Below are 13,582 nucleotides of genomic sequence, written 5' to 3'. Positions count from 1 at the left end.
ATAATGTTTATTCATTTTAACTGTTTATAGGGATAAACATATTAACTTTAATCTTTGAAATTTTCCTAGTGTTTGGACTATCTAGATTATAAATTGGTTTACTGGCCATTCAAAAATTTACTGCTCAATGTTTAGTGGATAGAAAAGATCAAAAATTAACAGGCGATTGTATTATTGGATAATTTTTAGGTCACGGTGAACAGCTTTTAATTCGCCTTGATTCTGAAAAACCTGATTATGGCTCTGTTGTTGTCGTGAATCCAATTACAGCGAGAGATGATTGGTTTAGTGTTGAGGCCAATTTTTATAACTTCATTATGAATTATTTTAAATATAAGAGTGAAAAATACTGGGAAAATATTTCTCAAATATAAACCGACCAAGACAACTTATGTCGCCCGCCCCTAGTACATTTTCAATAAATTTGGCATCATACGATTAACGAAAGAATGAATAATGATAAATGACTCAAATGCGTTGGTTAGAACTCCTTTCAACAGTTCGTTTAGGTAGTAAAAAGCAAAGTACAGAACAGGCACGAAGTCCATTTCATAAAGATTATGACCGCATTATATTTTCGCAAAGTTTTAGACAACTCAATCGTAAAACTCAAGTTCATCCACTGACCCAACATGATGGTATTCATACACGGCTCACGCACTCTTTAGAGGTGTCATGTATTGGCCGTTCTTTGGGAATGCTCGCTGCTGAAAAAATCAAAAATGAACTCCCCGTTTGGATCTCCCCAGCGGATGTAGGGGCAATTATTCAAGCTGCATGTTTAGCACATGATATCGGTAACCCACCCTTTGGACATGCTGGTGAATATGCGATTCGTGAATGGTTTGATGACGCTGCACATACAAATTTTTTACAAGATCTGAGCCCTGAACAACAAGCAGATGTACGACAGTTCGAAGGTAATGCCCAAGGTTTAAGACTGCTTACTAAAATTGACTATCATCCTCATGATGGAGGGATGCGTCTTACTTACGCAACGTTAGGAGCTTACTTAAAGTATCCTTGGCTCTCTAAGACCATCGAATCTCAAGGGAATACTCCTGCAAGCAAACGGGCTAAATTTGGCTGTTATCAAGCTGAAAAAGAAATTCTTAAACAGATTGCAGATCAACTCGGTTTAATTCAATTGGGTGAGTATCATTGGTGTCGTCATCCGCTGACGTATTTACTAGAAGCTGCTGATGACATTTGTTATGCATTAATTGATTTAGAAGACGGTATTATTCTCAATATGCTCAGCTATGAAGAAGTTGAACCTATTTTTCTTGATTTGTTAGGAGATTATGGCGTTCCCGCTGAACTTAGTATGCCGTATATGACTTGGCAACAAAAAATTGCAGCCTTACGCGGTCGTGTCATGAAACGGCTGGTAGATGAAGTAACCACTGCTTTCGCAAAACAACATTATCAAATTTTGTCAGGACAGCTAAAAGGTTCGTTACTGCAATACTGTGCTGAGGATATTGAGATTGGGATTGATCGAGCAAAAAACCTTGCCCGTGAAAAAATATTTGAACACCCGCAAAAATCAGGTTTGGAAATTATTGCCCATCAGAGTTTACAGCATATTTTAGATGCCTTTATTCCCCTTACGACACCGAATAAAACATTAAGTTTTAAAGATGGTCGTTTACTGTCTATTTTAGAACGCTTTGGTGCACGCTTTAGTGATCATCACTATGACAATATTATGCAAGTCTTAGATATTGTGAGTAAATTTTCAGACCATCAAGCCTATAACTTAGCGCAAGAACTCCAAGGTAATAAAGTAGGATTCTTTTGATGAAACGGTTTGTAGATGATGGAATCACATTGAATAGATTTTCTCGGCAACCTATTTTAGTAGAATGTCCATTTTGTTTAAAAAATGCCACCGTCTATACGAAAAAAATTGATGATATTGATTTCGAGCAACCCTTTTTTAGTTGCCAAAATTGTTGTAAATCATTTGACCAAAAAGCCAAACAGGAAAATAACTTAGGCTATTTCTCTGGAGTTTATTTAGATATTGAAGAAACTTGTCGTTGTAAACGTGGAAAATTTCAGTTTCATCAATACTATGCAAAAAAGAGTTTTGTTCCTCAATTTATTGAATTGAATTGCAACTTTTGCCCAATTTCCAAACGGATCTATCCTAACCAATTTGATATACGCAAACAATTTAATCGCGGCTTCAATACAGATCCTTATTTTGGTTATTGCCTAACACTATGTGTAGCAACAAGAAATGGACTTGTTTTCGCCTATAATCAAGAACATATTAACTGTTTAAAAGATTATATTTCTGCAAACCTTAGACAAAGAACTTATTTAAATACCAATAAAACCTATTTTAATCGTTTACCTGCTTGGATAAAATCTGCCCGAAATCGCAAAGAAATTCTTAAAGCAATTTTGCGTTTAGAGCAAATGGCATCTACTATTCAACCATTAACAAATAAGTGAACAAACTCAATGATCGGATGTCTTATTGGTGAAGTCTTAGCTTTAGAAGCACCTACCGTACTTTTAAATGTAAATGGCGTGGGTTATGAGATCGACACGCCACTCTCAACATTTTGCCAATTACAAAAAGGTCAAAAAGTTACCTTATGGACACATTTAGCCGTCCGTGAAGATGCTCAATTACTTTATGGCTTCTCTAACGCCCAAGAAAAAACCATCTTTCGTACACTGCTAAAAGTGAATGGTGTCGGTCCTAAAATGGCTTTAGGTATTCTATCTACACTCAGTGTCGAAATGTTGGTACATACTGTTGAGAATGGTGATGTCAAAACTTTAGTTAAAGTCCCTGGCGTTGGTGCAAAAACAGCCGAACGTTTAATGATTGAACTTCGTGATCGCTTTAAAGCCTTTGCTACAGGTACCACACCGAGTAATTCGACTTCAACTCAAATACAATTTACGGGTAATTCTGCTGTTGCAGAAGCTGAAGCGGCATTGCAATCTTTAGGTTATAAACCTTTGGAAGCACAAAAACTGATTAATGCCGTGAAAGCAGACTATACTGAAGCAAGCGACATTATCCGTGCTGCACTTAAATCCATGAATAAATAAGACAGATTAAGACACTCATGCAAGACCGTTTAATCAGTGGGGCTGAAAAACCCGAAGATCATTTTGATCGTGCCATTCGTCCAACCTCTTTGGATGACTATATAGGCCAACCTGTTGTACGAGAGCAAATGGAAATTTTCATTGGTGCTGCTCGTGGTCGTGGTGAAGCACTTGATCATACCTTGATCTTTGGCCCACCCGGTTTAGGTAAAACCACATTGGCCAATATTATTGCCCGTGAAATGGGGGGAAATCTTAAATCTACCTCTGGTCCAGTACTGGAACGTGCAGGTGATTTGGCGGCAATGCTGACCAATCTAGAAGAAGGTGATGTGCTATTTATCGATGAAATTCATCGCCTCTCTCCAGTGATTGAAGAAATTCTTTATCCTGCGATGGAAGATTACCAACTCGACATCATGATTGGTGAAGGCCCTGGTGCACGTTCGATAAAATTAGACTTACCACCATTTACCTTGGTTGCTGCGACAACACGTGCAGGTCTACTCACCTCACCTTTGCGTGATCGCTTTGGAATTGTGCAACGTTTAGAATTTTATTCAGTTGAAGATTTGACCCATATTGTGGCGCGTTCAGCCTTATTGATGAATGTTCCCACAACAGCAGATGGTGCAAAAGAAATTGCTCGTCGTGCACGTGGTACTCCCCGTATTGCTAACCGTTTGTTACGTCGTGTCCGTGACTATGCACAAGTTAAAGGCACGGGTGAAGTCACTCAACACATGGCACAACGTGCATTAGATATGTTAAATGTTGATAAAGATGGTTTAGATACGTTAGACCGTCGTTATTTATCGATGTTATTAGAACGTTTTGATGGCGGCCCTGCTGGTGTTGAAGCTCTAGCTGCAGCAATGGCTGAAGATTCAGGCACGCTAGAAGATGTGATTGAACCCTATTTGATTCAGCAAGGTTATGCTATGCGTACCGCTCGTGGACGTATTGCAACCAACCAAGCCTATTTACAGTTTGGGATGACACCACCTGAACCAAAATAATCAACTCAAGGGAATATTGAATATTCCCTTGAGTCTCTTATGATTTTATATATAAAAGCCCTATACAAATAGGGCTTTTATAGTGCTAATCGAAGAAGGGTTTTATTAGAATTTAAACGTTGTGCTCAATTGAACACGGCGTCCCTCTTGAGTATTTTTATACCGATTATAATAGTCTGCGCCTACTTTCTGATAATCAACAAAGTTTTTATCAAAAATATTATATAAACCAACAGCAATATCCCACTGATTATTGACATTAAAATTTGATCCCATATGCATCAAACCATATGCTTTAAAATCACCTAATGCATCATAAACTTCTTGGTTAACTACAGGTAGACTATTATAGTAGTCTGGTGTGAAACGCGCACGTTCACTCCGGTATTCGCCTCGCGCCCATAATTGAATTTTATCATCCGCTTGCCATTTTAATGATGCATTAACAATATGTTTAGGCGTATCATTTAAAGGCGGATTGTCATTCTTTTTGTCCTTAATTTCTGCCACTGTCCATGTATAGTTCAAACCAAATTTCCAAGTCGGTACAAACTCCCAATTTAAGCCAGTTTCAATACCATAGATTTCTGCTTCTCGAGCATTGATCGGACGAGTAACATTCCAAGCGCGTTTGTCAGTATCTCCAGCTTGCATTAACCATGGTGTACCAAGACTAGCCATGAATTTTTCACAATCAACTTTTACCTTAGCATCCTTAGCATCACAGGTTCTTTCCACTGGTCCATTGACTATTTTATCTTTAATCTGACTGAAAAATGCTGTGATATTAGCATCAAAATTAGAACTGTTATTAAAATAAGTACCCAGCTCAAAGTTATTACTTGTTTCAGGTTTTAAATTTGGACTACCAAAAAGAGGAGTCCGCCCCTGTCCACCAACATTATAAATTCCATTGGTCAGGCGCTCTAAGCGTGGCGCTTTAAAGCCCTCGCTATAACCACCTTTAAACGTCCAATTGTCATTTGCATTCCAAACTAAATATGCTCTAGGTGTCCAAAAACTACCAAATGTATCATGGTTGTCAAAACGTAAACCCATGGTCAAAGCTAGATCAGGAGTAAGTGCCCACGTATCTTCAGCAAAAAGACCCAATTGCTGAAACGACACCTCCTTATTTACCCTTAATCCGTCTTTAATACTTGCATCCCACCATTGCCCACCAAGGGTAATATTGTGTCCTTTAAAATATTGAGTGGCCAATTTAGTATCAAAAATCATATCCTCACTTTCTAAAAGACGTGGGGTAATCACACTTGAACCTGCTTGAGCACGTGCTGGAATAAGGCGACCAATCGTTTCAGTTTGAGTATTACTTATACTTGATTCCAATATCCCAATTTTATTGCGCCATGTATGTGCAAGCACTAGCCGATCTCGATTAAACTCTTTTGTTTTATCATAACCACCATTTGCACCAAGGGTACCAAGTTGACTCTTAGTGTTGTCATACCATTGTTCAGTTTTTTCATATTCTAACGAGAGGTCATGTTGCTTTGTTGGGGTAAATGTTAAACGAGCACCAATTGTTTCTAAATCTGATTTGGTTGGATTATCACCCCTGTTTAGCTCTACTGAATTATCATTTACATCAAGATATCCCACATTAGATTGACTCCGTTGAGCCTTTCGTGCGCGAAGCTGCACTCCCAATAAATCCTGAATAATTGGGCCAGTAATAAACCCATCTGCAGCACGTTGATTACCAAAATCTGAACTGTTTGGAAGTAAAGTCCCTTCTAATGTGATGGAGCCTGTCCATTCATTTGAAACTTTCTTTGTAATAATATTGACAACACCACCAATAGCATCAGAACCGTACAATGTAGAAGCAGGTCCTCGAATCACTTCGATTCGTTCAATTGCTGAAACTGGAGGAATAAAACTATTATTTGACTCCCCAAAACCATTTGGTGCGATATCCCCAGTACTGTTCTGACGACGACCATCTATCAAAACAAGGGAATACTCAGAATCCATCCCACGGATACGTATATTTAAACCGCCAGTTTTCCCAGCGCCTGGGCTAATATCAACCCCCTCAACATCAACTAAAGCATCTGCAATTGAGTTTATACGTTTATCTTTTAGATCTTGTGCTGTGATCACAGTAATACTTGCCGGCGCATCTTTTAGTTTTTGCTCATAACCTGCCGCAGAGACAACAATTGTTGAAAGTTGTTGTGTAGCATCGGATTCTACCTTGCTATTTGCAAAGACTGAAGTTGTTGTAATTCCTAAAAGTGCGATTGAAATAGGACGAAGGTTAAACTTACTCATAAATAGAATTCCAGTAGATGGACGACATAAACAATTGAAAACAAATAAAACATCTAAATATGAATGATAAGAATTATCATTTGCAATAAAAAGAATACAAAAGATGGCGGCCATAGTAAAGATATATTACATATTATTTTAATAAAAACTTAATAAAAACTTTTGTTGGTTTTAATAGCCTCATTTAATTACATTGATCTTATTAAAAATTTGCTATTCAAAACAAATAAGTTATTGTTAATATTTAATTTTATTATTTTATAAAATCTTCTTCGATACATCCTTTTTACTCAGCACTTAATAAAAATTCCTACACTCAATTGGCTGTTAGTAAGGTAGTTCAAAGATAAAAAACACGAAAACATCATATAGCTATGCTGCTTATTTAAACAATTACAAAAAAATAATTTTGGAATGAACGGGTTTCGTCGAGTGTTGAAGTTATGAAATATAGAGCGGATATTCAATTGCCATCTTTTATTTCACGCTGCAAATGCAGATTGACATACTCTTTTGATTAATGAGTTTTTCTTATTGTACGTTTAAAACTTTAAACTTATAAAAAAGCCAATTCAATGTTAATAACTTAATAAAAGGACAGTTGATAATTTTGACTGAGCAACCCAAAAAGGAATCAAATTGAGTGAACTTGCATGGAATGTGAGTTTAGAAAAAAAATTCAACAGCGCATATACCTAAAGCTCATTCGAGAGTCTTTTATACAAATATTCAAACTTGCTGATGTTGATCGTTATCGCCCGAAAATCAATATTTTCAACATGGATGTGCTGGTTTCATAATCGAATAAATAGGATATTTAAATATGGATAACACTCAGAATATATTACAAAAATTTGCAATAAAAGTCAGTGATTGGTCAGAAAAATGGTTTCCTGATTCCTATATCTTTGCCCTGTTAGGCGTCATCATTGTCGCCATAGCTGCGATTGGAATAGGAGCACCTGTTCAGGAGGTCGCAATTTCATTTGGCAATGGTTTCTGGAGTTTGATTCCATTTACGATGCAAATGTGTATGTTGATTGTCGTTGGTTATGTGGTTTCAGTATCCAAACCCGTCGAAATGCTGATTCAAAAAATGGCTCAGATTCCAACATCTGGAAGAAATGCTATTGTTTTTGTAGCAACTGTTAGTCTGTTGATTTCACTGATTAACTGGGCCATGAGTACAGTTTTAACTGCCCTTTTGGTAATTGCACTATCCAAGCGTAAAGAGCTGAATATGGATTATCGTGCAGCTGCCGCAGCCGCTATTATTGGTATGGGAGCAACTTGGGCACTGGGTATTAGTTCTTCCGCTGCTCAGTTACAGGCAAATAAAGCGAGCTTACCAGAACCACTTTATAACTTAACCGGTATTATTCCTTTTACTGAAACGATCTTTTTACCACAGTCTATGATTATGACTGCCGTATTGATTATCGTGTCAATTGCCATTGCATTCTGGTCTGCACCTAAAGGCAATAGTATAAAAACCATTGATGAATTTGATATTCATTTTGAAGATGAAAAGACCGAAGTTCAAAGCAAAAAACGCCCAGGTGATTGGCTGGAAAACTCCCCTATTCTTAGCATTTTAATTGTGGTTTTAGGCCTAATCTGGATGTTTAATGAATTTACAAAAAGTAATCCTATTATTGCGATTTCCAGTTTAAACACTTACAACTTTATCTTCTTAATGCTCGGTATTGCTTTACACGGAACTCCTCGAAATTTTTTAAATGCAGTTTCTAAAGCTGTCCCTGCGGTTTCTGGCGTACTGATTCAATTTCCACTCTATGGAAGTATTGCTTTTATCATGACAAGTGCAATGAATGCACAGGATTTATCTCTATCTCATTATATTGCTGAATTTTTTGTATCGATTGCATCCAAAGAAACTTTCACAATTGTTATGGGGTTATATTCGGCTATTTTAGGCTTTTTCATTCCATCTGGGGGTGGTAAGTGGATTATTGAAGCACCTTATGTCATGCAGGCTGCACACGATTTAAAAGTACATTTAGGCTGGTCTGTTCAGATTTATAATGCAGCAGAAGCTTTACCCAATTTAATTAATCCTTTCTTTATGTTACCCATGCTGGGAATTTTAAAGTTAAAAGCCAAAGATGTTATTGGATTTACAGTTACTCAGCTTGTCTTCCATTTACCCTTGGTTTTATTCTTATTGTGGATTCTTGGTCGTACTTTAACGTATATGCCACCTACTTTTTAGAATTTAAGATGCTTTGTTGTACAAAGTTATTTAAACGGCTTATTCAACATAATCTTCTGTTGAATAAGCCGACAACTAAATTGATCATACCAAGAGTTGATCTTCTTACAAACGAGCTTTAATTAGTCAATCGTAGGAATGCATAGCAACATGAGCAATAAATTCGAATTCCAAACTCTAAAACTTATATAGAATCTAACAATATCAAGCAATAATAAGAACTAACAAACAAAACATTAAACCAATAGATTCAATAGGTTATATAAATTCAACTTTAATAAGCAATATTTGGAAATATTTAGCGGTCTATTTTTGGTCTACTATGGGTCTACTTTTACAAACTCAGATTTCTAGACCAATCTGAATATAATCAGCTAAAAATCCAGCTATGGTGATTTTCCCAATTGTTGAATGACACCTATGTTGTGGAAATTACAATGCAGATTTTGGGTGTATTTACTCTTGGATATACTTGTCACTAACCAATCTTGAGTAGGTCAGTGTTGATGATGGTGAATATTGGTTCCTATGTTGAAAGAGTGCGCACAATTAACATACCCTTATTGACTACACTTTTAGTGTGGTTATCTTCAGATACTCAAATTGTGAGTATCAGGTGTAGTGGAAATCACTATACCTTTACCAAAGATCCACAGAGATTATGAGGCTAGTTTAAAACTAGGATCGAATATAACCAACCGTTTTGCTGCGTTTTTATCCAAAATAAAACAAGATATACTGAATTTGACCATTGAAGAGAATGGTCAATAACTAGAAATGATGTCCAGCATTGCTCACTTAGGTGGGCTTTTTTTATTAAAACTCAATTTTATATACACGATACGCAAATGCTATTCTTATTTTTATTAGTTATAATTTAAAAAATAGGTATATCCCATAAATAGGAAAAAACATGACTCCTAATCAACTTAAGATTACCAAACGAGGAATTATGTTCTTCAGCATATTGTTTATTATTCAAATAGCTATGCAGACCTATAATTTTTCAAATGGTGGGGTTTTTAAACTAGATTGGTTATTCTTCTCTTTTATAACAATCCTTTTTTGTAGATTATATTACCCAATTCAAAACTTTCTTAAAGAAAGAAATCTTTACTAATACTTATGAGGCTTTACCATTAAATCGCAATAAAGCCCTCACCTAAGAGCTTTACTCTTCGCATGATTCAAAGCTCTTCACTCATTGTAAAATGCACCGAATAATCATTGACCAAAAATCCAAATCATCTTTTTCTCTTTAAAACAATCATTACTAGGAATTTTTAAAATGGAAGATGCATTTTCTACAGAAGTAGCATGACCAATAAGTTTTACTTCCTTACCTATTTGAAATTTTATATCTCCATTCGAAACGAAATTATTTTTCACTTGAAATGTATTTGGAAAAACAATTGGGATATCCCCCTTTTTATTTGAAAGATAAATACAATTGTTTATGGGTTTAAGAGTACCAGCAGTAAAAGTTAACCTAGAACCATTAGTTGCTTTTTGATATGTAACTAATACAACTTCATTATTTAATTGATTTGTAGATTGCTCTGAGATTCTACTTTCTAAATCTACTTTAGAAGTACAACCACTAGAAATAAAACAAACCGTACCTATATAGAATAGATTAAAAATTTTATTGAGTAACAATGGTAGTACCTATCGAGTTTAAATAGTCTAGACTGGTAAAAATAGTACAACGAACAGATGTGGTATCGTCATCTTGCTTTTGGCCTGATTCCAATTTTAGAGTTTATGGCAAGGTATCATTATGTCATTGGTATAAACTATTATGTAGAATTTGATGTAAAACACTACAACACAAATAGTTTCATCAAAATATTATCAATATATTTTTCATTATCTTTCAAAGCTTTCTTTTCAATTCCATAAGTTTCAAAACCAAATTTTTTATAGAGATGAACAGCTGCCTTGTTATCATCTGCAACAGAAAGTAAAATTTGTTCAACATGCTTTTTACTATATTCTACAACTGAAGTAAGTAGCCGAGTAGCAACGCCTTTCTTTTGAAATTGAGGCTCAATAAACACGCTTGTTAAATATCCTTTATGAGAAGATTTTGCTGAAATTTGTTTTGTAAATGTGGCTAAACCTATAATTTCATCTTTATGATATACACCAAATACGGTTGAATTTGATAAACAAGCTTCAAAAAAAATTAAGGGTTTCTCCACCTCTGCGGTGTAAGTAGATCCAAACATTTTTGGCGCTTTTTCTAAAGCTGATAATCTGATAGTTCTGAAATCTTTAAGCTCATTTTTACTTAAAATTTTAATTTCGATATTTAACATATACTTATATTTTAAAAATTTAACATGATTTAACTTTAGCATAAAACACTTATCAAAATTTTTAGAAACTGTAATTCAACCACTCATTCAAACTTGTGTAAATTAATAAGCTTTTTTACGAGATAGTCTTCACTCTAAGAGCCATACTTCATCTAATTTTTCTTTATCAATTCGCTCTGCATCAGCTCGTTCTAAATTATTTATCTTCCTAAACGATAAATAGATGTAGGTCAAATATCCAACCCCAAACCGCTTTGTCCATAATGACGAACATAGTAGTTATCAAATTCACTACTTTCCACGAATTGAAAACCATGACGAGTATAAAATCGATTTGAAGCACTCTCTTTTAGAGCTCCTACTTTCAATGACAAGCCAATTACATCCACCTCCATGAAGATATGACGAAGGACTACAGAACCTATGCCCATACCTTGTGCACCTGGTTTAATATAGAGATGGTCAAGTAACATTCCATCGATATAAGGTTTAACAACCACGAAGCCTACTCTCTCACCAAAAGCTTCTATATAACGAGTAAACTCAGGAGTAAAGCCTTCTCGAAAACGCTCTCGGACACGTATGGGATCAAAGCGACCAAGACGCTCAAGGCTTTCAGACATTGCTTCAATTCGAATAGCGACAAGCGCTTCGAAGTCAGTAAATTGAGTTTTAACAAGTGTAACAGCGCTCTTGTTTAGCGAATATAATTTAAGATCAGACAATTACTCTTTATCCCAATGTTTTAAAAGATTATACAAAATAAAAAATTTAACTCTCACTTAAGCGCTTTACTCTTCGAATCATTCGAAGTACTACAATCATTGTATTTCGCAACAGTATCAATGATCCATAATGTGATTTCTTTACCCTGCCCTGACTCTCATTTTAAGAGTTTAGGGCAAGGCCTTATCTAAAAATTATACCACTCGGCTTCCTAAGATTACTTACAAAATAAAAATGTTGAGATTAAGCATACTAGGCTATATTAGGTATATCGGTCTACCTAATTTCAAATATGAAAAATAAATCTGCTAAACAAAAAATCTTAGATGCAGCATCTACATTGTTTTATAACAATGGGATTGCTAATACAGGAATAAATACAATTACTGATAGGGCTGGTGTTGCGAAAATGTCACTGTACAACAACTTCCCAACTAAATCCGCTCTAATCTCGTCATACATTCAAACTAGACATCAGGAATGGCTTGGTCTATATGAAAAAAGGAATGCTCAAGCTAAATCACCTCTTGAAAGCATTTTAGCTGTTTTTGATGCATATCAAGATCATGCTGAGTTTGCTTATGAAAAAGGTTTTAGAGGATGTGGATTATTAAATGCAGCTGCTGAATTTCCTGCTAATAGTGATGAGAGATGGGCCATAAAATTACATAAAGATGAAATTGAAAATATTATTTTAAATCAACTCTCACTGCTTATTTCAGATCATGGAAAAGCTCACGAAATAGCATTAATGTTTTCTTTTATTTTAGAGGGTTCTATTGCTAGAGCTGGTTTAGAAGGATCTAGTCAAAAAATAATATCAGCCAAAAACATTGTAATTAGTATTTTAAAACAAGAGCTCGCTCCATGAGTCACTCAATTTCTAATCCTTCTAGTTATGGTTTTATTGCTGTTCTTTCAGCGGCATTTCTTTGGGGAACTACAGGTACAATAGCTACATTTGCTCCAAATCTCAGTCCTCTCGCGATTGGCGCAGCAGCTATGGGTGGTGGTGGCCTTTTACAAGCAATTTTAGCTCGAAAAAGCATTAAAAATAACATAGCTCAGATAAATTCCAATTTAGTCATCCTTGCTATAGGTGTCATTTCTGTTTTCATTTATCCATTAGCATTTTATTCTTCAATGCATTTGGCGGGAATTACAATCGGGACAGTAGTCTCGATTGGCACAGCACCCCTATTTACAGCCCTTTTAGAAAGATTCTTTGATCATAAAAAGCTTTCGATTAAATGGTTTATTTGTTTTATATTGGGTATTAGTGGTGTAATTTTATTATCACTTGGAGAGAGTCATTCATCAATTTCATCAGAACAGATCCAAAATAACGGTCAAATTCTAGGAATATTTTTAGGAGCACTGGCAGGACTTACCTATGCTTTATATTCTTGGATTGCAAAAAAACTCATAGACAGAGGTATAGATTCAAAAGCATCAATGGGCTTAATATTTGGTATTGGATCTCTATTTTTATTGCCTACTTTATTTTTTACCGGTGGAAATTTGTTTGATGAAAATATAAATATTTATGTTGTTGGTTATATGATGCTCATTCCAATGTTTTTAGGTTATGTATTATTTGGATATGGATTAAAAACTGTTCCAGCAAGTAAAGCCATTACCTTAACGTTATTTGAGCCATTAGTTGCTGCAGTGTTAGCTATTGCTCTAGTTGGGGAAGAATTAGCACCAATTGGTTGGATCGGCATGATTTTTATTTCATTGTGCTTAGCCCTTCTTTCTAAAACTAAGTAGCCCTCACTCAGAGACCCATGCTTCACTCAAACTTTATGCATCAGCTGCTTTTGCCACTGCGTGATATACTGTAAAGCAACTTTCGAGAATATCACTATGAGCAATACTAAACTCAGTAATGCCACTTCATTTAC

Annotated in this window: 11 protein-coding genes; 7 read left to right on the top strand and 4 right to left on the bottom strand. The window is 35.4% G+C overall.

Going from position 1 to position 13,582, the window contains the following annotated elements:
* Positions 1-463 precede the first annotated feature (463 nt).
* Genes CQZ96_RS21350 through ruvB form a run of 4 tightly spaced genes read left to right on the top strand, consistent with a single transcriptional unit; the run spans position 464 to position 4,097 of the window.
* Positions 464-1,804: a deoxyguanosinetriphosphate triphosphohydrolase gene (locus CQZ96_RS21350; protein WP_004724400.1), complete on the top strand. Its 1,341-nt coding sequence runs from the start codon at positions 464-466 to the stop codon at positions 1,802-1,804.
* The gene (locus tag CQZ96_RS21345; protein ID WP_004724401.1) at positions 1,804-2,466 is read left to right on the top strand and encodes a hypothetical protein; all 663 of its coding nucleotides are present in this window, start codon (positions 1,804-1,806) and stop codon (positions 2,464-2,466) included. Before CQZ96_RS21350 ends, CQZ96_RS21345 begins: the two co-directional genes overlap by 1 nt.
* A gap of 9 nt (positions 2,467-2,475) precedes the next feature.
* A complete protein-coding gene (ruvA, locus tag CQZ96_RS21340) occupies positions 2,476-3,078 on the top strand; it encodes a Holliday junction branch migration protein RuvA (protein ID WP_004724404.1) in 603 nt (200 codons plus the stop codon).
* A 17-nt stretch (positions 3,079-3,095) separates the two neighbouring features.
* Positions 3,096-4,097, top strand: a complete 1,002-nt coding sequence (gene ruvB, locus CQZ96_RS21335; protein ID WP_105714129.1) for a Holliday junction branch migration DNA helicase RuvB — start codon at positions 3,096-3,098, stop codon at positions 4,095-4,097.
* Between the two features lie 105 nt (positions 4,098-4,202).
* Here the strand turns inward: ruvB and CQZ96_RS21330 are convergent, their stop codons facing one another.
* Positions 4,203-6,395 (bottom strand): TonB-dependent receptor domain-containing protein, encoded by a 2,193-nt coding sequence (locus CQZ96_RS21330; protein ID WP_105714128.1) that lies wholly within the window; start codon positions 6,393-6,395, stop codon positions 4,203-4,205.
* Between the two features lie 823 nt (positions 6,396-7,218).
* Here CQZ96_RS21330 and CQZ96_RS21325 point away from each other — a divergent pair.
* Complete coding sequence (locus tag CQZ96_RS21325; RefSeq protein WP_105714127.1) at positions 7,219-8,628, top strand: short-chain fatty acid transporter; 1,410 nt, start codon at positions 7,219-7,221, stop codon at positions 8,626-8,628.
* A gap of 1,224 nt (positions 8,629-9,852) precedes the next feature.
* On the opposite strand, the gene CQZ96_RS21320 is transcribed toward CQZ96_RS21325, so the two are convergent.
* From CQZ96_RS21320 to CQZ96_RS21310, 3 genes are all read right to left on the bottom strand, one after another.
* Positions 9,853-10,287, bottom strand: a complete 435-nt coding sequence (locus CQZ96_RS21320) for a hypothetical protein (RefSeq protein ID WP_105714125.1) — start codon at positions 10,285-10,287, stop codon at positions 9,853-9,855.
* 164 nt (positions 10,288-10,451) lie between these two features.
* Positions 10,452-10,949 (bottom strand): GNAT family N-acetyltransferase, encoded by a 498-nt coding sequence (locus tag CQZ96_RS21315; RefSeq protein ID WP_105714155.1) that lies wholly within the window; start codon positions 10,947-10,949, stop codon positions 10,452-10,454.
* 230 nt (positions 10,950-11,179) lie between these two features.
* Positions 11,180-11,674, bottom strand: a complete 495-nt coding sequence (locus CQZ96_RS21310; RefSeq protein ID WP_228722753.1) for a GNAT family N-acetyltransferase — start codon at positions 11,672-11,674, stop codon at positions 11,180-11,182.
* A 293-nt stretch (positions 11,675-11,967) separates the two neighbouring features.
* On the opposite strand from CQZ96_RS21310, the gene CQZ96_RS21305 reads away from it, so the two are divergent.
* Together CQZ96_RS21305 and CQZ96_RS21300 are read left to right on the top strand one after the other, a co-directional pair.
* Positions 11,968-12,546, top strand: coding sequence for a TetR/AcrR family transcriptional regulator (locus CQZ96_RS21305; protein ID WP_056517657.1), 579 nt, complete (start codon positions 11,968-11,970; stop codon positions 12,544-12,546).
* Complete coding sequence (locus tag CQZ96_RS21300) at positions 12,543-13,448, top strand: DMT family transporter (RefSeq protein WP_056517658.1); 906 nt, start codon at positions 12,543-12,545, stop codon at positions 13,446-13,448. Before CQZ96_RS21305 ends, CQZ96_RS21300 begins: the two co-directional genes overlap by 4 nt.
* Positions 13,449-13,582 lie beyond the last annotated feature (134 nt).

The organism is Acinetobacter sp. MYb10 (genome assembly GCF_002980175.2).
Classification (GTDB): domain Bacteria; phylum Pseudomonadota; class Gammaproteobacteria; order Pseudomonadales; family Moraxellaceae; genus Acinetobacter; species Acinetobacter guillouiae.
This window is presented reverse-complemented; position numbering and strand designations above follow the sequence as displayed.

Coding starts and splice junctions, on each gene's coding strand:
- CQZ96_RS21350 (WP_004724400.1), top strand. CDS start 464: ATGACTCAAATGCGTTGGTTAGAACTCCTTTCAACAGTTCGTTTAGGT.
- CQZ96_RS21345 (WP_004724401.1), top strand. CDS start 1,804: ATGAAACGGTTTGTAGATGATGGAATCACATTGAATAGATTTTCTCGG.
- ruvA (WP_004724404.1), top strand. CDS start 2,476: ATGATCGGATGTCTTATTGGTGAAGTCTTAGCTTTAGAAGCACCTACC.
- ruvB (WP_105714129.1), top strand. CDS start 3,096: ATGCAAGACCGTTTAATCAGTGGGGCTGAAAAACCCGAAGATCATTTT.
- CQZ96_RS21330 (WP_105714128.1), bottom strand. CDS start 6,395: ATGAGTAAGTTTAACCTTCGTCCTATTTCAATCGCACTTTTAGGAATT.
- CQZ96_RS21325 (WP_105714127.1), top strand. CDS start 7,219: ATGGATAACACTCAGAATATATTACAAAAATTTGCAATAAAAGTCAGT.
- CQZ96_RS21315 (WP_105714155.1), bottom strand. CDS start 10,949: ATGTTAAATATCGAAATTAAAATTTTAAGTAAAAATGAGCTTAAAGAT.
- CQZ96_RS21305 (WP_056517657.1), top strand. CDS start 11,968: ATGAAAAATAAATCTGCTAAACAAAAAATCTTAGATGCAGCATCTACA.
- CQZ96_RS21300 (WP_056517658.1), top strand. CDS start 12,543: ATGAGTCACTCAATTTCTAATCCTTCTAGTTATGGTTTTATTGCTGTT.